This is a genomic window from Rhizorhabdus histidinilytica (assembly GCF_900167915.1).
Lineage (GTDB): Bacteria > Pseudomonadota > Alphaproteobacteria > Sphingomonadales > Sphingomonadaceae > Rhizorhabdus > Rhizorhabdus histidinilytica.
In genome coordinates, this window is sequence record NZ_FUYM01000001.1 from 103,957 (window position 1) to 125,878 (window position 21,922).

Genomic DNA, 21,922 nt, shown 5'->3' on the forward strand with positions numbered 1-21,922 from the left:
AGGGACAGGCCGGCTCCGGCCCCCGGAACGCATCAGCCGAAGGCTTCCCTATTCACGCGGGTCGTCATGAGAACCCGCTGTCGCATGGACTGTGTCCGTGCGCCCGCACCCTTTGAAAGTGCAATTGTGACCAAATTTTCCGAGCTTGGCCTGATCGAGCCGATCCAGCGTGCGCTGGCCGCCAAGGGCTATGACATCCCCACGCCGATCCAGTCGCAGGCGATCCCGCCGCTGCTGGAAGGCCGCGACCTGTGCGGCATCGCCCAGACCGGTACCGGCAAGACCGCGGCCTTCGCGCTGCCGTCGCTCAACTATCTCCACGACAATCTCAAGCACACGCCGCCGCAGGGCTGCCGCATGCTCATCCTGTCGCCGACCCGCGAGCTGGCCAGCCAGATCGCCGAGAGCTTCGTCCAGTACGGCAAGTTCCTGCGCCTGAGCGTCGCGACGGTGTTCGGCGGCGTGCCGATCAACCGCCAGATCCGCCAGCTTTCGCGCGGCGTCGACATCCTCGTCGCGACGCCGGGCCGCCTGCTCGACCTGATCGACCAGCGTGCCCTCAACCTGAAGTTCGTCGAGATCTTCGTCCTCGACGAGGCTGACCAGATGCTCGACCTCGGCTTCATCCACGCGCTCAAGCGGATCGACCAGCTCCTGCCGAAGAAGCGCCAGTCGCTGTTCTTCTCGGCGACCATGCCGAAGGCGATCGCCGAGCTGGGCGACCGTTTCCTGACCAACCCGGTCAAGGTCTCGGTCGCGCCGCAGTCGACCACCGCCGAGCGGGTCGAGCAGTTCGCCACCTTCTGCAACCCGCAGGAGAAGCAGGCGCTGCTGACGATGCGCATCCGGTCCGAGCCGATCGATCGCGCGCTGGTCTTCACCCGTACCAAGCATGGCGCCGACCGCGTCGTGAAGAACCTGCGCGCCGCCGGCATCGCGGCGGAGGCGATCCACGGCAACAAGAGCCAGCCGCAGCGCGAGCGCGCGTTGGGCATGTTCCGCAGGGGCGAGGTCAAGATCCTCGTCGCGACCGACATCGCCGCGCGCGGCATCGACGTCGGCGGGGTAAGCCATGTCTTCAACTTCGAACTGCCCAACGTCGCCGAGCAATATGTCCACCGCATCGGCCGCACCGCGCGCGCGGGCGCCGCGGGCATCGCCATCGCCTTCGTCGCCGATGACGAGCGGCCCTATCTCAAGGCGATCGAGAAGCTGACCAAGGTCAAGCTCGACATCCAGCCGCTGCCCGAGAATTTCGTCGCCGAGAAGGCCAAGCTGCCCAAGCCGGCGCCGAGCCAGCCGCAGCCGCAGGGCCATGGCGATCGCAATCGCCGCCACGACGGCGGCGCGGGCGACCGCAATGGCCCGGCCAAGCGCCGCTTCAGCCGCCCCAAGGGCGCGCCGGGCGCGCATCGCAACGCGGTCAAGAAATTCGGCGGACGGTAAGGCTCATATCCTCCCCATGTTCTGCATGGGGAGGATATTTTACGATCGGGCCAGCACGTCGCGCATCCGCGCCAGCCGGGTGATGGCCTCGTCCAGCACCGCGTCCTCCTTGCAGTAGCACAGGCGCAGGATGTTGGTGACCGGTGCCTCTTCGAAGAAGGCCGAGACCGGAATCGTCACCACACCGCCTTCCATCGCCAGCCGATCAGCGGCGCTCACATCGTCGAGCGCGATGCCCGAGGCGGTCAGGTCGACCGAGACGAACCAGGTCGCCTGGCTCGGCAGCACTGCGTAGCCCGCCCTCTCCAGCCCCGCGACCAGCCGGTCGCGCGAGCGGGCGAAGCCGGCGCGCATCTCCTCGAACCAGGCCTTCGGCTTGGCGAGGCCCTGCGCCGCAGCCCATTGCAGGTTGGGCGGGGTCGTGAAGGTCAGGAACTGGTGCGCCTTGGCGACCTGCCGCGCGAGCGTCTCGCCGGCGACCATCCAGCCGACCTTCCAGCCGGTCAGCGCGAAGATCTTGCCGGCGGAACCGATCTTGACGGTACGGTCGCGCATGCCGGGCAGCGCGATCAGCGGGACATGGCCGCCATCGAACACGACATGCTCCCACACCTCGTCGCACAGCGCGATGATGTCGTGGCGGATGCAGCGCTCGGCGATCATCTCCAGCGTCGCGCGGTCGTACATGCGGCCGGTCGGGTTGGCGGGATTGTTGAAGATGATCAGCCTGGTCCGGTCGCTGATCGCGGCGTCCAGCGCGGTGGGGTCGAGCGTCCAGGCGGGCGGCTCGAGCCGGACCAGTTTCGGCACCGCGCCGGCGCGGCGGACCATCGGCAGATAGGCGTCGTAGAGCGGCTGGATCAGCACCACCTCATCGCCCGGCGCTACGAGGCTGAGGATCGCGCCCGCGATCGCCTCGGTGGCGCCTGAGGTGACGACCACCTCCTTCTGCCAGTCGAGCGCCAGGCCGTGATGCTTGCCATAATGGGCGGCGATCGCCTGCCGCAGTTCGGGAATGCCGAGCATCGGCGGATATTGATTCGAGCGTTCGATCAGCGCGTCGGCGGCCGCGCGGCGGATATCCTCAGGGCCCGGCGCGTCGGGAAAGCCCTGGCCAAGGTTGATCGCCCCCGTCTCGCGGGCGATCGCCGACATCTTCTCGAAGATCGTGGTCGGCAGGGCGGCGTAGATGGGATTGAGGCTCATCCGTCAGCGGATAGAGGGTGCCGCGCGCGCGCTCAAGCAATCGTCATCCCGGCGGGGCCGGGATCTCGGGAGAGGGGAGAAGGGGTCGAGGCAGGAGCCTCCTGAGATCCCGGCCGCCGGGATGACGGGTTGCTCAGATCGGGCGGTTGACGCCCCCGCCATCGAGCACCTCGCGCACCTTGGTGCCGAGCTGGCTGAGGCTGAACGGCTTGGCGAGGAAGGCGACGCCCGCGTCGAGCATGCCGTTGTGGATCACGGCGTTGCGGGTGTAGCCGGTGGTGAACAGGATCGGCAGGCCGGGCCGAAGCTCAAGCGCGGTGTCGGCGAGCTGGCGTCCGTTCATCTCGGGCATGACGATGTCGGTGAACAACATGCTGATCGTCGGCTGTGCGGTGAGCGCCTTGATCGCCTCGGCCGCGTTGGCGGCGGAGATGACGATGTAGCCGAGGTCTCGCAGCGCATCGACCGAGAAGTGGCGGACGCGCTGCTCGTCCTCGACGACGAGGATCGTCTCGCCGGTCCGGGCGCGGGGGACGTCGGTTTCGACGAGCGCCTGCCGACTGCGCGGATCGATCGCCAGCCCGTAGCTGCGCGGCAGATAGAGCTTCACCGTCGTGCCCTGGTCGAGCTCCGAATAGATCGCGACATGGCCGCCGGTCTGCTTGACGAAGCCGAAGATCTGGCTGAGGCCCAGGCCGGTGCCCTTGCCGACCGGCTTGGTGGTGAAGAAGGGATCGAACGCCTTGGCGAGCACCTCCGGCGCCATGCCGCTGCCCGTGTCGGTGATGCTGATCATCACATATTGGCCGGGCGTCACCTCGGGCCGGGTCTTGGCATATTCGTCGTCGAGATAGGCATTGGAGGTCTCGATGGTCAGCCGCCCCCCGTCGGGCATCGCATCGCGTGCATTGACCGCCAGGTTGACGATCGCATTCTCGAGCTGGCCGGGGTCGGCGAAGCTGCGCCACAGGCCGCCGGCGAGCACGGTCTCGATCCGATAGGGTTCGCCCAGCGTCCGCTGCAGCAGCTCCGACATGCCCGAGACGAGCTTGTTGATGTCGAGCGTGATCGGCGCGAGCGGCTGCTGGCGCGAAAAGGCGAGCAGCCGCGAGGTGAGGGCGGCGGCGCGCTCGGCGCCTTCGAACGCGTTGTCGATGTTGCGCGCCAGTCGTTCCGGATCGCCGGTCAGCCGCCGCCGGGCGAGGTCGAGGCTGCCGATGACGATCGCCAGCATATTATTGAAATCATGAGCGATCCCGCCGGTGAGCTGGCCGATCGATTCCATCTTCTGGAGATGGAGGATCTTCTCCTCCATTTGCGCGCGCGTGGCGATCTCCTCGCGCAGCGCCCGTTCGGCGGCGATCGCCTCGTCGCGGGCGGCGCTCACCTCTCGTTCGCGCCGGTTGGTGTCGCGGATGACGAGGCCGGCGATGATCAGGACGAGCAGCAGGGTCGCTACCAGCACCAATCCCAGGCCGAGGACCAGTACGTCGGTGGTCTTGCGCCGGTCCGCGAGCAGCCATTCCTCCTCCGTCATCATGCGGTGTATGACGGCGAGCGCGGCGTCCATCCGGCGGGCGCCTTCGCCCAGCGCCATCCGGGCGATCTCCTGGTCACGGCGGCCGGCGTCGACCGCCGATACGCCCTCCCGAGCATAATCGACCTTCGCCTGCACGGCGCGGCGGAGCTCCTCCATGTGTGCCGACTGGGCAGGGTTGTCGCGAACCTCATATTGGAGCCGGTCGAGCGCGGGCGGGAGCGCATCGACCTGTTTGCGGAAGTCGGCGCGAATCTCCCGGCTTCCTGAAAGGACATAGCCGCGATGGTTGGATTCGAGGGCGCGGACATGATCGGTGAGCCCGGTCAGCATCACCTGAACCCGCAGCGAATGTTCCGCCCAGTCGCCGGCCCGGCTCTGCGCACGCGTCAGGAACAGCGCGGCGACGGCCGCGATGATCGCAACCAGCAGTCCGGCCAGAGCCAGGTAGGGAGGTCGACGCCCTGCGAGCATGGCCCTTGTCTTACGGGGTCATGCCGTGCCCGCAAGCGGAAATACCCGCCTCGAGCGACGAGCGGCTCATTCCGGCGCCGTCATTGCGCGTCGGCGACGATTTTCGCCCAGCCCGCCTCGTCGGTGACGGCGATCCCCAGATCGGTCGCCTTCTTGAGCTTCGATCCCGCGCCGGGGCCCGCGACCACCAGATCGGTCTTGGCCGATACCGATCCGGCGACCTTGGCGCCGAGCGCCTCGGCCTGCGCCTTGGCCTCGTCGCGCGACATCGTCTCCAACGTGCCGGTGAACACCACGGTCTTGCCGCTGACCTCCGACGCGCGCGTTTCATGGATCACGTCGGCGGGCTGGAGCTGGCTCAGCAGGTCGGCCACCGCATCGGCATTGTGCGGCTCGGCGAAGAAGTCGACCAGCGCCAGCGCGACCTCGGGACCGACGCCGGGCGTCTCGACGATCGCGGCGAGTTCCTTGGCGGTGCGGGTGGCGAATTTCTCGTCGGGCTCGCCGACCGCCTGGATAGCGGCGTCGCGCGCCTCGATCGCCCGGTCGATCATCGCCTTGAGCGCGTCCCAGCTGCGATAGCGGCGGGCCAGGTCGCGCGCCGTCACCTCGCCGACATGGCGGATGCCGAGCGCGAACAGGAAGCGGTCGAGCGGCGGATTGCGCTTGGCGTCGATCGCCGCGATCAGGTTCCCCGCCGAGATCTCGGCCCAGCGCTCGCGGGTCAGCAGCGTATCCCTGGTCAGCCGGAAGATGTCGGCCGGCGATTGTACCAGCCCATCGCGGAAGAAGCTCTCGATATGGGTGAGGCCGAGCCCTTCGATGTCGAGCGCGTAGCGCGACACGAAATGGCGCAGCCGCTCGACCCGCTGCGCCGGGCAGATCAGGCCGCCGGTGCAGCGATAGTCGACCTCGCCGGGCTCGCGCTCCGCCGCCGATCCGCATTCGGGGCAGGTCTGCGGGAAGGGCCAGGGATCGCGCGTCTCGTCGCGCGACAGATTCTCGACGATCTGCGGGATGACGTCCCCCGCGCGCTGCACCACCACCCGGTCGCCGGGGTGGACGCCGAGCCGGCCGATCTCGTCGGCATTGTGGAGCGTGGCGTTGGTGACGACGACGCCGCCGACCGTGACGGGCTCGAGCCGCGCCACCGGGGTCAGCTTGCCGGTGCGGCCGACCTGGATGTCGATGTCCTTGAGCAGCGTCTGCGCCTTCTCCGCAGGGAATTTGTGCGCGATCGCCCAGCGCGGGGCGCGCGCGACGAAGCCCAGCCGCTTCTGCCAGTCGAGCCGGTCGACCTTGTAGACCACCCCGTCGATGTCGAAGGGCAGGTCGGCACGCTTCGCCTCGATCGCGCGATAATGCGACAGCGCCTGCTCGGCGCCTTCGACGCGGACGAAGTCGTCCGAAACCGGCACGCCCCAGGCGGCGATCGCGTCCATCACGCCCTTCTGCGTGTCGGCCGGCAGCGACGACACCTCGCCCCACCCATGTGCCAGGAAGCGCAGGGGGCGCGAGGCGGTGACGCCGGGGTCCTTCTGGCGTAGCGATCCGGCGGCGGCGTTGCGCGGATTGGCGAACTGGCGCGCCTTGGCCGGGTCCTCAGCCTCCGCCAGCAGGCGCGCGTTGAGTGCGGCGAAATCGGCCTTGGCCATATAGACTTCGCCGCGGATCTCGAAAATGTCGGGGGGGCTCGACAGCAGGTCGCCGCCGCTCAGCCGCTCGGGGATGTCGTCGATCGTGCGGACATTGGCGGTGACGTCCTCGCCGGTCGTGCCGTCGCCGCGTGTCGCGGCAAGCACCAGCACGCCCTTCTCGTAGCGTAGCGAGCAGGACAGGCCGTCGATCTTGGGCTCGGCGGTCAGCGCCACCGGCGCGTCGGCACCGAGGCTCAGATAGCGGCGCACCCGGCCGACGAAGTCGACCACGTCCTCGTCGGCGAAAGCGTTGTCGAGGCTGAGCATCGGCTGCGCATGCGCGACCTTGGCGAGATGCCCCGACGGTGCCGCGCCGACCAGCTTCGACGGCGAATCGGCGCGCACCAGATGGGGGAACTCGGCCTCCAGCGCGTTGTTCTCGCGCATCAGCGCGTCATAGTCGGCGTCGCTGATCTCGGGCGCGTCCTCGCCATGGTAGAGCGCATTGTGCCGGGCGATCTCGGCGGCGAGAAAGGCGAGCCGCTCGGCGGCCTGGGATTCGGTCGTCATGCCGCCCTTCTAGAATGTGTTTCGGTCGGATTGAACCGTTCCCGAGGCCTGCGGGGGCAGCGGGTGCGCCCTTTCGCCGGGACGACGGAGAAGGGGGCTAGGCTTTCGCCCGCCGCGTGAGGATCTGCTGGAGCGGGTTGGGCTTGCCCGGCGCGACGCGGGTCAGCCGGTTGCGGTCGCGATGCTCGAACAGCTCGGGGCGGCCGCGGACGGCGAGCATGGTGCGGATGTCGTAGCTCCACGCATCGTCGCCCTCGAAGGTCAGGTCGATGGTGTAGCTGTCGGTGCGGAAGGCATATTCGAGGAAGGCGGTCGAGCAGATGCCATATTCGGTCTGCCCGCGCGTCGCGGTCAGCGTCAGCCGGTCGTCGCCGGGCTTGGCCTGGCCCGACGCAAGCGCGGTCTGCCCGCGCGGGATCGCCAGCGTCTGCAGGATCAGCCCGGTAGCCGGTTCCCACAGCCAGTAGCCGACCTGGTCATGGAAGGTGATGTCCTCTTCCTCGGTGGTGATGTGGATATGGTAGCGCAGCCCGTAGAAGAGCTGCGGGCCATTGGCCTGCGGGTCGATCGGGTCGAAGCTGATCTGCTCGATGAACTCGCGCCGTTCGGGCGCGTCGGCCTTGGGGTTGATGTCGATGCCCTTATGCCCCTCCCACCGTCCGGCCAGCCGGGTGAGCGGCCCCAGATTGGCGAGCGTATCGGGATCGACGTCGCTCGGTTCGGTGAAGATGTCTTCGGGGAAAGGGTTCATCCGGTCGTTCTCCTTCGATCTCATCAGGCGGCTTCGAGCAGCCGCATCGCCTGGGCGCGGGCCTCGGCGGTGATCTCGGCGCCCGACAGCATCCGGGCGATCTCCTCCTGCCGCTCGTCCGCGCCGAGCGGGCGGACGCCGGTGCGGGTGACGAGGCCGTCATGGCTCTTGGCGATCAGCCAGTGGCTGGCGCCGCGCGCCGCGACCTGCGGGCTGTGGGTGACGACCAGCAGCTGCGCACCGCTCGCCAGCCGCTTCAGCCGCTCGCCGATCGCGCTGGCGACGGCGCCGCCGACACCGCGGTCGATCTCGTCGAAGATCATCGTCGTCGCCGAGCCCTGCTCGGCCAGCGCGACCTTGAGCGCCAGGATGAAGCGCGACAGCTCGCCGCCGCTGGCGATCTTCATCAGCGGTGCGAAGGGTGCGCCCGGATTGGTCGCGATCTCGAACTCCACCCGGTCGCGCCCTGCCGGGGACCAGCCACTCTCGGGCAGCGTCTCGACCACGGTACGGAAGCGCGCGGCGTCGAGCTTGAGTGGCGCCAGCTCGGTCGCGACCGCCGCGTCGAGGCGGACGGCGGCGGCGCGGCGCGCCTCGCTCAGCGCCTCGGCGAGCGTCAGATAGGCGGCGCGCGCGTCGCGGGCGGCGGCTTCCAGCCGAGCGAGGCCGGCATCGCCCGCCTCGATCCGGTCGAGCCGGGCGGCGAGCTCGTCGCGCAGGTCGGCGAGCGCGTCGGGATCGACGCGATGCTTGCGGGCCAGCGCGCGCAGCTCGAACAGCCGGGTCTCGACCGTCTCCAGCCGGGCGGGGTCGAAGCGCATCGCCTCGGCGGCGGCGGCGAGCTTGTCCTCCGCCTCGCTCGCCTCGATCACCGCGCGGTCGAGCGCGGCGAGCGCGTCGGCGAGCAGCGGGTGCTCGGGCGCGATCCGGTCGAGCCGGCGCGCGGCCTGGCGAAGCGCGGCGAGCCCGCCGTCGGACCCGTCGAGATGCGCGCCGACCGCGACCAGGTCATCGGCGAGCTTGGCGCCCTTCTGCATGTCGGCGCGTTCGGCGGCGAGGGTGGCTTCCTCGCCCGGCTCGGGGCCGAAGCGGTTGAGCTCCTCGACCGCATGATCGAGCCATTCGCGGTCGCGTGCGGCATTCTCGATGTCGGTGCGGGCGGCCTCCAGCGCATCCTCGGCGGTGCGCCAGGCGGCATGGGCGGCGGCAACGCCGGCGACGTCGAGCCGCCCGAAGGCGTCGAGCAGCGCGCGATGGCCGCGCGGGTTGATCAGGCCGCGATCATCATGCTGGCCATGAATCTCGACCAGCATCCCGCCCAGTTCGCGCAGCGTGGCGGCGGAGGCGGGCTGGTCGTTGACGAAGGCGCGGCTGCCGCCGTCGGCCTTGACGACGCGGCGGATGACCAGTGCCTCGCCCGGATCGGCGTCGAAGCCGTTCTCGGCCAGCAGGGCGAAGGCGGGGTGATCGGCCGGCAGGTCGAACCCCGCCGAAACCATCGCCTGCGCGGCGCCGGTGCGGACCAGGCCGCTGTCGGCGCGGGTGCCGAGCGCGAGGCCGAGCGAATCGAGCAGGATCGACTTGCCCGCGCCGGTCTCGCCGGTCAGCGTGCCCAGGCCGGGGCCGAATTCGAGATCGAGCGCCTCGATCAGCACGACATCCCGGATCGCCAGCGTAGTGAGCATGGGACATGTGTAGAACAGCGGGACGGGCGCCGCCAAGGGGTTCCGAGGATGCGTCATGCCGTCGGAGGCCGGCGTCTCGGCAGGTGGGAAGATGAAGTCGGGGCAGGAGCCGCCTGAGATGCCGGCCTCCGCCGGCATGACGGGTGTCTTGACCTCAGCTCCCCGTCACGCGCCGCGCGAAGGCGGTGATGTCGGCCAGCACGGGCGCCTCCCCCCGGAACGGCCGGGCGAGGGCGGTGACGATGCCGACATGACCGAGGTCGCGATAGACCTTCAGCTCCGACGGCACCCCCGCCGCGCGCAGCCGGGCGTCGAGGTTGATCGAGTTCTTCGGCCAGACGGTGCCGTCCTCGCCGCCGTGGAGCAGCAGCACCGGTGGGGCGGAAGCGTCGGCATAATGGATCGGCTGGGTCTCTTCGGGCTTCGGCCAGGCGCCGAAGGTGTCGGTCACGACCTTGCCGTTGAACGGCAGGAAGTCATAGGGGCCGGCGAGCCCGGCGAAGCCCCTGATCGCGGCCCGGTCGGCGCCCAGGAATTGCGGGTCGAGCGCCAGCATCGCTGCATTGTAGGCGCCCGCCGAATGGCCGACCAGCACGATGCGGTCCGGATCGCCGCCATAGCGGCCGGCATGCGTGCGCACCCAGCGGACGGCGGCGGCGCAATCCTGCACGAAGCCGGGGAAGCGCACTTCCGGAACCAGCCGATAATCGGGAACGACGGTGACGAAGCCCGCCGCCGACAGCGCCCGCGCGGCGAAATGATAGCCCTCGCGCGTGCCGTTGGCCCAGGAGCCCCCATAGATGAAGACGATGACGGGCAGCGGCCGCTGGCCCGCAGCGACAGGGGTGTAGACGTCGAGCTGGCGGCGCGGCCCTTCGCCATAAGGGACGTCGGCGGCGACCAGCCGGCTCGTCCCGTCCTTGGGCATCACCGTATCGAATGCGCGGAGCGGCGAGCAGGCCGCCGCGACCAGCGCCCCGCACATCAGCAACGCGACCCCCGCGAGGGTAAGCTTCGTCATCATGGCTCCGTCATTATCGGCTGAACGGGATTACGTCAGCCGGTAACGACGGGTTGCGGCCCGCGCTGTGATCGGCGGCATTCACGACAGGGCATCGCCATCCCGGCCCATGTCCGGGATGGCGATGCCCGTGGCGACGGCTCAGCGTTCGATATCGTCCCGATCGGCCTCGTTGCGGCGCTGTTGCTGGTTGCGTCCCTGCTGCTGGCCTTGCTGCTGGTTCTGCTGGCGGTTGACCGAACCCTGGCGCTGCTGGTCCTGCCGCTCCTGCGATTGTCCTTCCCGGTCCATCGAGGACGGATTGTTGCGGTCGTTGCCGCCCTGGCGATTCTCGCCCATGGCATCTTCTCCTGCGAACGTCCCGATATTGGGACGGGCACAGAACGGGCGGGCGACGGCACGCGTTCCTGTCGTTACGGAGCAACCCCTTGAAAACGCGATATTGTGATGGCGAAACGAGGGAGGAGGCGTCAGCGGCGTTGCGGAGCGCGGCGATGCTGCCTAGGACGCGGGCGGTATTTCGGGAAAGGGTGAATATGTCGCAGCCGTTGAGGGTGGCGCTTGCAGGTTTGGGAACGGTCGGCGCCGGTGTGGTCAAGCTCATCGACGAGAACCGTGCGCTGATCGAGCGCCGCGCCGGCCGCCCGATCGAAATCGTCGCCGTCTCGGCGCGCGACCGGTCGCGCGACCGCGGCGTCGATCTGTCGCGCTTCGCCTGGGTCGACGACGCCACCACCCTCGCGGCGTCCGGCGACGTCGACGTGGTGGTCGAGCTGGTCGGTGGGTCGGACGGCCCGGCGCTCACCCTGGCGCGCGACACGCTCGGCGCCGGCAAGCCCTTCGTCACCGCGAACAAGGCGATGATCGCGCATCACGGCCTCGAACTCGCCGAACTGGCCGAGCAGAAGGGCGTGGCGCTCAAATATGAGGCTGCGGTCGCGGGCGGCATCCCGGTGATCAAGGGGTTGCGCGAGGGCGCCGCCGCCAACGTCATCAGCCATGTGTTCGGCATCCTCAACGGCACCTGCAACTATATCCTCACCGAGATGGAGGAGAAGGGCAGCGACTTCGCCGAGGTGCTCGCCGAGGCGCAGCGGCTGGGCTATGCCGAGGCCGACCCCAGCTTCGACATCGACGGCATCGATGCCGCGCACAAGCTGTCGATCCTCTCCAGCCTGGCCTTCGGCACCGCGGTCGATTTCGATTCGATCCAGGTCACCGGCATCCGCCACATCATCGCCGCCGACATCGCCGAGGCGGCCGCGCTTGGCTTCCGCGTCCGGCTGGTCGGTCATGGCGAGGAAAGTTCAAAGGGGTTGTTCCAGCGCGTCCATCCCTGCCTGGTGCCGCTCAGCCATCCGCTCGCCCATGTCTCGGGCTCGCTCAACGCGGTGGTGGCACACGGCAATTTCGTCGGCCGCCTGTTCTTCCAAGGGCGGGGCGCGGGCGAAGGGCCGACCGCATCGGCCGTGGTCGCCGACCTGATCGACATCGCCCGGGGTGAGACCGGCCCGGCCTTCGCCATGCCGGTGGCGGCGCTCGCCAAGCCTGCCGCCGCGTCCGCGGGCGACCGCCGCGGCCGCGCCTATCTGCGCTTCACCGTCGCCGATCGGCCGGGCGTGCTGGCCGAGATCACCGCGGCGATGCGCGATGCGGGCGTCTCGATCGAGAGCCTGATCCAGCGCGGCGTCGCCGACGACGGCAACGTTCTGATCGCGATGGTGACGCATGTCGGCCCCGAACGCGCGGTCGCCGACGCGCTCGACCGGCTCGCCGGATCGCAGAGCCTCGCCGGAACGCCCATGTTGATGCATATCCTCGACGAATAGAGGCCGCGCTTCTCGACATTGTAACGCCGCTGCCCTAATCGCTTCGGCCGATCCCAAAAACAGAAGAAAAGGCAATCCTAGATGGTAAAGCCAAGCAAGGCGCTCGACCGGGTTCTCGTTCTGGAGATGGTACGGGTTACGGAAGCGGCGGCGATCGCGGCCTCCAAGCTCGTCGGCCGTGGCGACGAAAAGGCCGCGGACCATGCCGCGGTCGAAGCGATGCGCGCAGCTTTCAACGGGCTCGACTTCGACGGCACGGTGGTGATCGGCGAGGGCGAGCGCGACGAAGCGCCGATGCTGTACATCGGCGAGAAGGTCGGATCGGGCATCGGCACCGGCCCGAAGATCGATATCGCGCTCGATCCGCTCGAAGGCACGACGATCACCGCCAAGGCCGGCCCCAACGCGCTGGCGGTGCTCGCGATCGCCGAGGAAGGCGGCCTGCTCAACGCGCCCGACGTCTATATGGACAAGCTGGCGATCGGCCCCGGCTATGAGGAGGGCATTGTCGGCCTCGACCGGACCCCGACCGAGAATATCAAGGCGCTGGCCAAGGCCAAGGGCGTCGAGCCGAACGAGATCATCGCCTGCGTGCTCGATCGGCCCCGCCACGAGAAGCTCATCGCCGAGCTGCGCTCGCTCGGCTGCGGAATCATGCTGATCCCCGATGGCGACGTCGCCGGCGTGATCGCGGTGACCAACCCGGAGACGACGATCGACGTCTACATGGGGTCGGGTGGCGCGCCGGAAGGTGTGCTCGCGGCAGCGGCGCTCAAGTGCGTCGGCGGCCAGTTCCAGGGCCGGCTGTTGTTCCGCAACGACGACGAGAAGGCCCGCGCCCGCAAATGGGGCGTCACCGACCTCGACCGCATCTACCATCTCGACGACCTGGTGAAGGGCGACGCGATCTTCGCGGCGACCGGCGTCACCGACGGCTCGCTGCTCGAAGGCGTCAAGCGCCGCGCCAGTGGCTGCATGACGACCGAGAGCGTCGTGATGCGCGCCTCCAGCGGTACCGTCCGCTGGGTCCGCGGCGAACACCGCAAGGGCTGAACGCCCGATCCCTCTCCCTTCGGGGAGAGGGCATGCCTTCCACGCGAGCGGGCGCGTTGCCCGACGGATGCCGAATCAAGTTCAGCATGACGGCGAGAGGCGCTAAGGCACCTCCATGCGCACCCCCGTCCTCAACGTCGCCCGCTCGATCCTTGGCCAACCCTGGCATTGGCGGGGCGGCACGGTCGACGGGATCGACGCGGGGTTCGAACCCGACGACCTGATCACCCAACTCCTGCTCGCGCGCGGCTGCCCGCGCGACGCGGTGGAGCTGCACCGGCTGCCGACGATCCGCGGCTTCATGCCGGACCCGTCGATCTTCCGCGACATGGACGAGGCCGCCGCGCGGCTGGCCGACGCGGTCGAGGGCGGTGAGCCCGTCACGATCTTCGGCGACTATGACGTCGACGGCGCGACCTCGGCGGCGCTGCTGATCCGGCTGCTGCGCGGCCTGGGGCTGGAGGCGGGGGTCTATATCCCCGACCGTCTGATGGAGGGCTATGGCCCCTCGGGCGAGGCGCTGCTGAAGATCGGCGAGAGCGGCACCCGGCTGATCGTCACCGTCGATTGCGGCGCGCAGGCGTTCGAGGCGCTCAAGCTCGCCAGCGATGCCGGCATCGACGTGATCGTCGTCGACCACCACAAATGCGCCGCCGAGCTGCCGCGCGCCTTCGCGCTGGTCAATCCGAACCGGCTCGACGAGGACGAAGGCGCGGCGCACGGCCATCTCGCCGCGGTCGGCGTCGCCTTTCTGCTCGGCGCGGCGCTGCTGCGGGCGCTCAGGGCGCGCAACTTCTTCGCGACGCGTGCCGAGCCCAAGCTGATCGACCTGCTCGATATCGTCGCGCTCGGCACCGTCGCCGACGTCGCCTCGCTCCGCGGCCTCAATCGCGCCTTCGTCGCGCAGGGAATCAAGGTGATGGCCGGCCGCCGCAACATCGGCCTCGCCGCATTGATCGAGGCGTCGCGGCTCGAACGCGCGCCGACCTGTACCGACCTCGGCTTCGCGCTCGGGCCCCGGATCAACGCCGGCGGCCGGGTCGGCAAGTCGGACCTCGGCGTCCGCCTGCTCACCACCGAGGATCGCGACGAGGCGCGGACGATCGCCGCCGAACTCGACCGCCTCAACGAGGAGCGGCGGGCGATCGAGAAGGCGGTGCAGGAGGAGGCCGAGGCACTGTCCGGTTCGCAGGGCAACCGATCGGTTGCGGTGGTCGCGGCGGGGGGCTGGCATCCCGGCGTGATCGGCATCGTCGCCGGGCGCCTGAAGGAGAAGCTCGGCCGCCCCGCGATCGTCATCGCGCTCGACAAGGACGGCGTCGGCAAGGGATCGGGGCGCTCGATCGGCGGGGTCGATCTCGGCGCGGCGATCCTGGCGGCGAAGGACATGGGCCTGCTGGTCGCGGGCGGCGGGCATGCGATGGCGGCGGGCGTTACCGTGGCGCCAGGCGGCGTCGACGCGCTCGCCGACTTTCTGGAGGAGCGGCTGGCGAACGACGTCGCCAGGGCCCGCGACGATCGCGCGCTGCTGCTCGACGCGGTGGTGGCGCCGGGCGGCGTCACGCCCTCGCTGGTCGAGGCGCTGGAGGCGGGTGGCCCCTATGGCGCCGGCTGGCCCGCGCCGCGCATCGCCGCGGGGGCGGTGCGGGTGATCAAGGCCGATGTGGTGGGGCAGGGGCACGTCCGCACCATCGTCTCCGGGCGCGACGGCCGCTCGATCAAGACGATCGCCTTCCGCGCGGCCGACAGCGCGCTCGGCCAGGCGCTGCTCGGCGCCGGTCCCGACCGCACCCTGTGGATCGCCGGCCGCCCGAAGGTCGACGACTGGGGCAGCCGCCCGGCCGCCGAACTCCATGTCGAGGATGCCGCCTGGGCCGATTGAGGACGGGCATGCACGAAATATTCGTACGGGTGCCTTGACCATGTCCGGCGCCTGCCCTAATCGGCCCGCCACGACGCTACGCGGCCCCATCGTCTAGCGGTCTAGGACGTCGCCCTTTCACGGCGAAAACACGGGTTCGAGTCCCGTTGGGGTCACCACTCCTGAAATATCAGGAGGTTAGGCAGCGATTATGTCCGAGGCGGACCATCTGTACCCCTGACTTTAGCAGTTTGTACCCCCGGTCTTTGATGGGAGGGTGCGGATGGGCGCGGTGATGCTGCAGGGCACCGGGTCCGATGTCGGCAAGTCGGTGCTGGTCGCGGGCCTGTGCCGGGCCTTCGTCCGGCGGGGGCTGGCGGTGCGTCCGTTCAAGCCGCAGAACATGTCGAACAACGCCGCGGTCACGGTCGACGGCGGCGAGATCGGTCGGGCGCAGGCGCTGCAGGCTATCGCCTGCCGGGTCGAGCCGCACAGCGACATGAACCCGGTGCTGCTCAAGCCGCAGGCCGACCGCACCTCGCAACTCGTCGTCCATGGCCGGGTGCGCGGCACCCTGGGCAGCGCCGATTTCCGCGAGGGGCGCCGTCCGCTGCTCGACGAGGTGCTGACGAGCTACCGGCGGCTGCGCGAACAGTGCGACATCGTCGTCGTCGAAGGCGCGGGCTCCCCGGCCGAGATCAACCTGCGTGCCGGGGACATCGCCAATATGGGCTTCGCGCGCGCCGCCGGCGTGCCGGTGGTGCTGGTCGGCGACATCGACCGCGGCGGCGTGATCGCGGCGGTCGTCGGCACGCGCGCCGTGCTCGATCCAGCCGACGCGGCGATGATCCGCGGCTTCCTGATCAACAAGTTCCGCGGCGATCCGGCGCTGTTCGAGGACGGCTACCGCCAGATCGAGGCGCTGTCGGGCTGGCGCGGCTACGGCGTCGTCCCTTGGCTGGCCGCCACCGCGCGCCTGCCGAGCGAGGATGCAGTGATCCTCGAACGGCGTCGCGGCCCGGCGGAGGGCAGGGTGCTGGTGGCCTGCCCAATCCTGCCGCGTATCTCGAATTTCGACGATCTCGACCCGCTCAAGCTCGAACCCGGCGTCGAACTGGCGATGATCCCGCCCGGCCTCCCGATCCCTGCCGAGGCGGCGCTGGTCGTGCTGCCCGGCTCGAAGGCGACGATCGCCGATCTCGCCGCGTTGCGCGCGGAGGGGTGGGACATCGATATCCTCGCGCACCATCGGCGCGGGCGGGCGATCCTCGGCCTGTGCGGCGGCTATCAGATGCTCGGGCGCCGCATCGTCGATCCCGACGGGATCGAAGGGGTGCCAGGCGCGGTTGACGGCCTCGGCCTGCTCGACGTCGAGACACGACTGTCCCCGGCCAAGACGCTGCGCCGGGTCGAAGGCCAGGCTCTCGACGCGCGTTTCGACGGCTATGAGATGCATGTCGGCGAAACCGAAGGGGCCGGCCGGGCGCGCCCCTTCGCGCGGTTCGACGATGGACGGACCGACGGTGCGATCGATGCCGGCGGCACGGTGATGGGCAGCTATGTCCACGGCCTGTTGGCGAAGGCGGACCTGCGCCGCGCATTGCTCGCCCGGATCGGCGCCGAGGGGAGCGGGCGCGACCATGGCGCGAGCGTCGATGCGGCGCTCGATGCGATCGCAGCGGAGCTCGAGCGCCATGTCGACGTCGACGCGCTCGTCGCCCTGGCGCAGGCAGCCGGCTGAAAGGAAAAGGGCCCGGCCTGGCGACCGGACCCTTATCTTGAAACTGTTATTTCGATCGGCTCGGCCGCGTCAGCGGCACTTCACGTCGCCGCGGTCGATCTGCCGGCCGAGCAGCGCGCCGCCGCCGGCGCCGAGCAGGGTACCGAGCGTGTTGCCGCCGATGACGTTGCCGAGCACGCCGCCCGCCAGCGCGCCGACGACCAGGCCGGTCGTGCCGTTGTCGCGCTTGCAATAATAGCGGCCGTCGCTGCCGCGATAGATGCGGTCGTTGCGGCTCAGGCGCCGTTCCTTGTAGCGCTTGTTGTCATAATGGCGTGAGGGATCCCATCCGTCGTTGCGATCGCCGCGCCAGCGACGGTCGTTCCGGTCGTAGCGATCGTGCTTATCATGCTTATCATGCCGATCCTGTCGGTCGTAGCGGCCGGAACGCTCTGCCGAGGCGCTCGCGGGAAGTGCCGTCTGGGCGAACAGGGCTGCCGCCATTGCCGCAAAAATGGCCTTGTTTTTCATTGTGATACTCCTTCACGCACGGGAAATGCCCGCGCCGCGACGCTATGGGGAAAGGGTAGCCGGTGCAAGGCCGCTCCACCGGCCGCCGATCGCACCCGGTCAGGCGGCGGTGCTCTGCACCACGGCGTGGCCGCCCTCGTCGCTGGGCCTGATCCTGCCGCCGAACAGCAGCTTGACCTTGCCGACCAGCGACATGTCGGCCTCCCACAATTCCGCCTCGTCGATATCGAAACGCAGCAGGGCGAGGTTGGGATCGTCCTTCCCGCCGGGGAACCAGCTTTCGACCGGTTTCGACCAGAGCTTGTCGATCATCGCCCGGTCGTCGTCGACGGTCGCCTGGCCCGACAGGCAGGCGAAATAATCATGTCCCTTCGAAACGAATTGCGCCATCGCCGGGCCGCCCTTGGCCAGCCGATTGTCGCGGCCGATGAAGAAATAGATGCGGTCGACCTGATCCTTGTCGAGCATCGCCGTCAGTGGCTCCGAATGCTCGTGCGTGGAGGTCAGGCCCATCATGAGATAGGGACTCTCACCGAGTTTTTCCCACAGCTTCCTCTTCAGCTTTGCGATGTCGGTCATCATGCTCTCCTCGGTTCGTCCTGCCGGAGACAACGAAAGGTGGCGCCGGGGGTTGCGTCGTCCGTCGCGGATGCGCGGCGCCATGTCCCTCGATTTCCAGGCGACTTTCCCGGCATCGGGGCGCAGTATGGCGCGATTGGCTCGTGGAGGCGGCGGTCGCGCAGGATATTGGAACGTCGGCGGGATTGGCGGCGATGCTCGCCGAGCATCGCCCGCAGCTGATCCGTTTCTTCACCAGCCGCACCGGCGACGCGGCCGAGGCGGAGGACGTCGTCCAGGAGATCTGGCTGCATGTCGCCCGTGCCGGCGGCGGGCCGATCGCCCATCCGCTCGCCTATCTTCACCGCGTCGGCATGAACATCACGCTCGACCGGCTGCGCGAGCGGCGGCGGCGGGAACGGCGCGAGCAGGGATGGACCGACGCAACGACCGCCACCGCCGGCAACCAAGCCGTCGACGAGGCGCCGTCGCCCCTTGCGGTGGCGGAGGGACGGGAGCGTATCCGCGCGCTCGGAGCCGCGATCGATAAGTTGCCGCCCGGCGCCGCGCGCGTATTCCGCCGCCACAAGCTCGACGGGCTCAGCCATGCCGAAATCGCGGCCGAACTGGGGATCAGCCGCAGTGCCGTCGAAAAGCATATCGCGGTCGCGTTGCGCCATCTGCGGGAGGCGCTCGAATGACCGGAAAGGAAGCGGGCTGGGGTGGGGGCCGTTCGGCGGCGTCTGATGGAAAAGAGGGCGGCGCGATGGTTCGGAGGTCGAGATGACCCAGCCTGGCAGAAGACAGGAAGAAATCCGCGAAAAGGCGGCCGAATGGCACGTGCGGATCGATTCGGATGCGATGGATTGGGACGGCTTCGCGGCCTGGCTCGACGCCGATCCCGCGCACCGTGCCGCCTATGACGCTGTCGCGCTGCTCGATGCCGAGATCGTCGCCGACCGCGAGGCGATCCGCGCGACGCGACCGGCCAACGACGCCACCGATGCGATCGGCCACGGGGCAGCCGCCACGTTCAGGCCCCGCCGGGTGCGCTGGTGGGCCGGAGGCGGGCTGGCGGCTGCGGCGGGCCTGGCGGTGCTGGCGACGCCGCACGTCCGTTTCCCTTCGACGGCCGCGGCGGTCGTCTATCGCACCGGCCCGGTCGAGACCCGCGCGATCGGCCTGCGCGACGGCAGCCGGATCGTCATCGACCGCAACAGCGAGCTCGCGCTGCGCGATGGCGATTCGCCTGAGGTCGAGATGCGCGGTGGCAGCGCCTATTTCGACATCCGCCATGACCCGGCGCGCGCCATGGTGATCCGCGCGGGCGACTATGAGGTGCGCGACATCGGCACCCGTTTCGACGTGATCCGCACCCCCGATCATCTCGCGGTGGCGGTGGCTGAAGGGCGGGTGACGGTCGCCGAGCCAGGGCAGGAGGGCCTGCTGGTCGGGGGCGGGCAGCGGGTAGACATCGCCGGCCCCGGCAAGGAGGCGACGATCCGCCGTCAGGATGCGGACGACGTGGCGAGCTGGCGCGACGGCCGCCTGGTCTATGACAATGCGCCGCTCGCTCTGGTGGCGGTCGACCTGTCGCGCTATGCGGGACGGGCCGTGTCGGTGGATCCCGCGGTCGCCGGCCTGCGCGTGTCGGGTGTGCTCACCATTGGGGACGGTAGCCGGCTTGTCGGACAGATCGAGGCTCTCCTGCCGGTCAAGGCTACGGTCGAGGATCATCGCATCCGCCTGGTTGGCACTCTCTAGCCTGCTCGCGGCGCCGGTAACGGCGCGTCCCGTTCGTATCGACATTCCTGCGGCCGATCTCGGCGACGCGCTGCTCGCGCTGTCGCGGCAGACCGGCCTGTCGGTCGGCATGGCGGGCGCGCTGCCGCGCCACCGCACACGGCCGATCAGCGGCACGATCGAGCCTGCCGCCGCGCTCGAACGGCTGTTGCGGGGCAGCGGCCTGCGCGCGGTCCGCGTCGCGGGGCTGTGGCGGCTCGAAAGGCTCCCGCGCGAGGTGACGCGGTCGGGCTTCGTCGCGCCGACCGAGGCGATCGAGGACATCATCGTCACCGGCACCAAGCGCGACGAGAATCTCGCCAGCGTTCCGATCGCGGTCAGCCTGATGCGGCCCGGCATCGCCGACCGACTGCTTTACGGACGGGGCCTGCACGACCTGATCGAGACGGGGGAGGGCGCCTTCGCCACGAATCTCGGCCCTGGGCGTGACCGCATCTTCCTGCGCGGCGTCGCCGACAGTGCGTTCAATGGGCCGACCCAGTCGACGGTGAGCCTGCTGCTCGACGACGCGCGGGTCAGCTACGCCACCCCCGATCCCGACCTGCGCCTGGTCGACATCGACCATGTCGAGCTGTTGCGCGGGCCGCAGGGGACGCTTTACGGCACCGGCGCGCTCGGCGGCATCATCCGGATCGTGCCGAACAAGCCCGATCTCGCCGACTGGTCGGGCTTCGCCGCGATCGACGGCGCCACGACCCGGCACGGCGCGGCCGGGGGGTCGATCGAGGGCGGCGTCAACGTCCCGCTGGTGCGTGACCGGCTGGCGATCCGCGCGGTCGGCTATGGCGAACGGATCGGCGGCTGGATCGACGATGCTGGCCGGGGCGAACGCAACGTCAACCGCACGGCGCGCTATGGCGGGCGGCTGGCGCTGCGCTGGCAGGCGACGCCCGACTGGACGGTCGACCTCGGCGGCGCGGTCCAGGGGATCAATTCGGACGACAGCCAATATGCCACGCGTGGGCTGAGCCGATCGACCGCGCTCGCCGAACCCCATGACAATGATTTCGTCGCGCTGACCGCGACGGTCCGGGGCGTGGTCGGCGCGCTCGATTTCGTGTCGGCCAGCGCCTTCGTCCACCATGAGGTGGAGAGCGTGTTCGACGCCGGCGCGGTCGCGGCGGCACGCGGCCTGCCGGCCCCGCTCGGCTTCAGCGACATGCGCCGGCTGCGGCTCGGCACGCAGGAATGGCGGTTCAGCGACCCGACGGCGGCGCGGCCCTGGGTGCTCGGCCTCGCGCTGCTCAAGGCCGACAACATCTATCTCGGCCGCTTCTTCACTCCGCATGGCGGATCGTTGCAGGACATCTCGCTCCACGACGACGCGATCGAGGCGGCGCTGTTCGGTGAGGCGAGCCAGCCGCTCGGCGGTGCGCTGACCGCGACGCTCGGCCTGCGCGGCTTCTATTCGAAGGTCGACAACGAGCAGCAGGGACAGACCCGCCGCCGCGCGCGCAAGGCCGGCCTCACCCCCAGCGCGACGCTGTCCTGGGCGCCGCGCGAGGATGCGCTCGCCTGGTTGCGCTATGCCAGTGCGATCCGGCCGGGCGGGCTCAATCCCGACGGCGCGCCCGACCTGGCTGACTTCCGCTCGGACGATCTCAAGAGCCTCGAGCTGGGGTGGCGGCTCAGCCCGTGGCGGTGGCTGCGGCTGAACGGAACCTTGTTCGGATTGCGATGGGAAAACATCCAGAGCGACAGCATCGGCGCCGACGGCCTCGTCCGCACGATCAACGCGGGCAAGGCGCGCAACGTCGGGCTCGAGCTCGGCGGGTCGCTGGACCTTTCGCCATGGTCGGTAGAGGCACATCTCACCCTGCAGCACGCCCGTCTCTATGCCCCGTCGGCGGCGGCCAACGCGGCGGGGGACGACAACCGGCTGCCGGTGCTGCCAGACCGGGCGGGGCGGGTGAAGATCGGTTATGAGCGCGCGATCGCCGGGCTTCCCGTCGGTGGATTCGTCGCCGCTCGCTACATGGGCAAGGCGCGGCTGAGCTTCGATCCGGGGCTGGCCCGCTCGATGGGCGGCTACTGGACCGCCGATGCGGGACTTGTCCTCGCGCCCCAGGACTGGCGGGTAGCGCTCACCGTCTCCAACCTGTTCGACGGCCGGGGCGACAGCTTCGGTTTCGGCAATCCTTTCTCGCTGCGCCAGCTCGACCAGCATACCCCGGTCCGGCCGCGCACCGTCTCGGTCCGCATCGAACGGAAATTCTGATCGGCCGGACTGTGGTGGCGGC

Annotated in this window: 17 protein-coding genes and 1 tRNA gene; 9 read left to right on the forward strand and 9 right to left on the reverse strand. The window is 69.6% G+C overall.

Annotation, left to right across the window (positions count from 1 at the left end; genetic code table 11):
• Window positions 1-84: 84 nt before the first annotated feature.
• Window positions 85-1,446, forward strand: a complete 1,362-nt coding sequence (locus B5X82_RS00520; protein ID WP_079646098.1) for a DEAD/DEAH box helicase — start codon at window positions 85-87, stop codon at window positions 1,444-1,446.
• 39 nt (window positions 1,447-1,485) lie between these two features.
• Here B5X82_RS00520 and B5X82_RS00525 read toward each other — a convergent pair whose 3' ends face one another.
• The 7 genes from B5X82_RS00525 to B5X82_RS00555 all read right to left on the reverse strand — a co-directional run bounded on the left by B5X82_RS00525 (window position 1,486) and on the right by B5X82_RS00555 (window position 10,666).
• A complete protein-coding gene (locus tag B5X82_RS00525) occupies window positions 1,486-2,652 on the reverse strand; it encodes an aminotransferase (protein WP_079646099.1) in 1,167 nt (388 codons plus the stop codon).
• Window positions 2,653-2,785: 133 nt separating this feature from the next.
• Entirely contained in the window at window positions 2,786-4,663 is a 1,878-nt protein-coding gene (locus B5X82_RS00530; RefSeq protein ID WP_079646100.1) for a CHASE3 domain-containing protein, read from the reverse strand.
• A gap of 80 nt (window positions 4,664-4,743) precedes the next feature.
• Entirely contained in the window at window positions 4,744-6,870 is a 2,127-nt protein-coding gene (gene ligA / locus B5X82_RS00535; RefSeq protein WP_079646101.1) for an NAD-dependent DNA ligase LigA, read from the reverse strand.
• A 97-nt stretch (window positions 6,871-6,967) separates the two neighbouring features.
• The gene (locus B5X82_RS00540; protein ID WP_079646672.1) at window positions 6,968-7,621 is read right to left on the reverse strand and encodes an FABP family protein; all 654 of its coding nucleotides are present in this window, start codon (window positions 7,619-7,621) and stop codon (window positions 6,968-6,970) included.
• A 23-nt stretch (window positions 7,622-7,644) separates the two neighbouring features.
• The gene (gene recN, locus B5X82_RS00545; protein ID WP_079646673.1) at window positions 7,645-9,306 is read right to left on the reverse strand and encodes a DNA repair protein RecN; all 1,662 of its coding nucleotides are present in this window, start codon (window positions 9,304-9,306) and stop codon (window positions 7,645-7,647) included.
• A gap of 154 nt (window positions 9,307-9,460) precedes the next feature.
• Window positions 9,461-10,327, reverse strand: a complete 867-nt coding sequence (locus tag B5X82_RS00550) for an alpha/beta hydrolase (RefSeq protein WP_079646674.1) — start codon at window positions 10,325-10,327, stop codon at window positions 9,461-9,463.
• Between the two features lie 141 nt (window positions 10,328-10,468).
• Complete coding sequence (locus tag B5X82_RS00555; protein WP_079646102.1) at window positions 10,469-10,666, reverse strand: hypothetical protein; 198 nt, start codon at window positions 10,664-10,666, stop codon at window positions 10,469-10,471.
• Between the two features lie 197 nt (window positions 10,667-10,863).
• Here B5X82_RS00555 and B5X82_RS00560 point away from each other — a divergent pair, with 197 nt between their 5' ends.
• The 5 genes from B5X82_RS00560 (at window position 10,864) to B5X82_RS00580 (ending at window position 16,811) form a co-directional block, all read left to right on the forward strand.
• Complete coding sequence (locus B5X82_RS00560; protein WP_079646103.1) at window positions 10,864-12,156, forward strand: homoserine dehydrogenase; 1,293 nt, start codon at window positions 10,864-10,866, stop codon at window positions 12,154-12,156.
• Between the two features lie 81 nt (window positions 12,157-12,237).
• Window positions 12,238-13,209, forward strand: a complete 972-nt coding sequence (gene glpX, locus B5X82_RS00565; protein WP_079646104.1) for a class II fructose-bisphosphatase — start codon at window positions 12,238-12,240, stop codon at window positions 13,207-13,209.
• A 115-nt stretch (window positions 13,210-13,324) separates the two neighbouring features.
• Window positions 13,325-15,091, forward strand: coding sequence for a single-stranded-DNA-specific exonuclease RecJ (gene recJ, locus B5X82_RS00570; protein ID WP_079646105.1), 1,767 nt, complete (start codon window positions 13,325-13,327; stop codon window positions 15,089-15,091).
• Window positions 15,092-15,173: 82 nt separating this feature from the next.
• Window positions 15,174-15,249, forward strand: a tRNA-Glu gene (locus B5X82_RS00575).
• Between the two features lie 104 nt (window positions 15,250-15,353).
• Entirely contained in the window at window positions 15,354-16,811 is a 1,458-nt protein-coding gene (locus B5X82_RS00580; RefSeq protein ID WP_079646106.1) for a cobyric acid synthase, read from the forward strand.
• Window positions 16,812-16,880: 69 nt separating this feature from the next.
• On the opposite strand, the gene B5X82_RS00585 is transcribed toward B5X82_RS00580, so the two are convergent.
• Complete coding sequence (locus B5X82_RS00585) at window positions 16,881-17,321, reverse strand: glycine zipper 2TM domain-containing protein (protein ID WP_079646107.1); 441 nt, start codon at window positions 17,319-17,321, stop codon at window positions 16,881-16,883.
• 99 nt (window positions 17,322-17,420) lie between these two features.
• Window positions 17,421-17,900: a pyridoxamine 5'-phosphate oxidase family protein gene (locus tag B5X82_RS00590; protein WP_079646675.1), complete on the reverse strand. Its 480-nt coding sequence runs from the start codon at window positions 17,898-17,900 to the stop codon at window positions 17,421-17,423.
• A 143-nt stretch (window positions 17,901-18,043) separates the two neighbouring features.
• Between B5X82_RS00590 and B5X82_RS00595 the strand changes: the two genes are divergently transcribed.
• From B5X82_RS00595 to B5X82_RS00605, 3 genes are all read left to right on the forward strand, one after another.
• On the forward strand, window positions 18,044-18,580 hold the full coding sequence (locus tag B5X82_RS00595; RefSeq protein WP_235862562.1) for an RNA polymerase sigma factor: 537 nt from the start codon (window positions 18,044-18,046) through the stop codon (window positions 18,578-18,580).
• A gap of 82 nt (window positions 18,581-18,662) precedes the next feature.
• The gene (locus tag B5X82_RS00600; RefSeq protein ID WP_079646108.1) at window positions 18,663-19,643 is read left to right on the forward strand and encodes a FecR family protein; all 981 of its coding nucleotides are present in this window, start codon (window positions 18,663-18,665) and stop codon (window positions 19,641-19,643) included.
• Window positions 19,630-21,900 carry a TonB-dependent receptor gene (locus B5X82_RS00605; RefSeq protein WP_079646109.1) on the forward strand — a complete coding sequence of 757 codons (2,271 nt, stop codon included), beginning with the start codon at window positions 19,630-19,632 and terminating at the stop codon, window positions 21,898-21,900. Before B5X82_RS00600 ends, B5X82_RS00605 begins: the two co-directional genes overlap by 14 nt.
• Window positions 21,901-21,922: the final 22 nt, after the last annotated feature.

Bases quoted from the DNA above. Each gene is read 5' to 3' on its own strand.
- B5X82_RS00520 (WP_079646098.1), top strand. From the start codon at position 85: ATGGACTGTGTCCGTGCGCCCGCACCCTTTGAAAGTGCAATTGTGACC.
- B5X82_RS00525 (WP_079646099.1), bottom strand. From the start codon at position 2,652: ATGAGCCTCAATCCCATCTACGCCGCCCTGCCGACCACGATCTTCGAG.
- B5X82_RS00530 (WP_079646100.1), bottom strand. From the start codon at position 4,663: ATGCTCGCAGGGCGTCGACCTCCCTACCTGGCTCTGGCCGGACTGCTG.
- ligA (WP_079646101.1), bottom strand. From the start codon at position 6,870: ATGACGACCGAATCCCAGGCCGCCGAGCGGCTCGCCTTTCTCGCCGCC.
- B5X82_RS00540 (WP_079646672.1), bottom strand. From the start codon at position 7,621: ATGAACCCTTTCCCCGAAGACATCTTCACCGAACCGAGCGACGTCGAT.
- recN (WP_079646673.1), bottom strand. From the start codon at position 9,306: ATGCTCACTACGCTGGCGATCCGGGATGTCGTGCTGATCGAGGCGCTC.
- B5X82_RS00550 (WP_079646674.1), bottom strand. From the start codon at position 10,327: ATGACGAAGCTTACCCTCGCGGGGGTCGCGTTGCTGATGTGCGGGGCG.
- B5X82_RS00555 (WP_079646102.1), bottom strand. From the start codon at position 10,666: ATGGGCGAGAATCGCCAGGGCGGCAACGACCGCAACAATCCGTCCTCG.
- B5X82_RS00560 (WP_079646103.1), top strand. From the start codon at position 10,864: ATGTCGCAGCCGTTGAGGGTGGCGCTTGCAGGTTTGGGAACGGTCGGC.
- glpX (WP_079646104.1), top strand. From the start codon at position 12,238: ATGGTAAAGCCAAGCAAGGCGCTCGACCGGGTTCTCGTTCTGGAGATG.
- recJ (WP_079646105.1), top strand. From the start codon at position 13,325: ATGCGCACCCCCGTCCTCAACGTCGCCCGCTCGATCCTTGGCCAACCC.
- B5X82_RS00580 (WP_079646106.1), top strand. From the start codon at position 15,354: ATGGGCGCGGTGATGCTGCAGGGCACCGGGTCCGATGTCGGCAAGTCG.
- B5X82_RS00585 (WP_079646107.1), bottom strand. From the start codon at position 17,321: ATGAAAAACAAGGCCATTTTTGCGGCAATGGCGGCAGCCCTGTTCGCC.
- B5X82_RS00590 (WP_079646675.1), bottom strand. From the start codon at position 17,900: ATGACCGACATCGCAAAGCTGAAGAGGAAGCTGTGGGAAAAACTCGGT.
- B5X82_RS00600 (WP_079646108.1), top strand. From the start codon at position 18,663: ATGACCCAGCCTGGCAGAAGACAGGAAGAAATCCGCGAAAAGGCGGCC.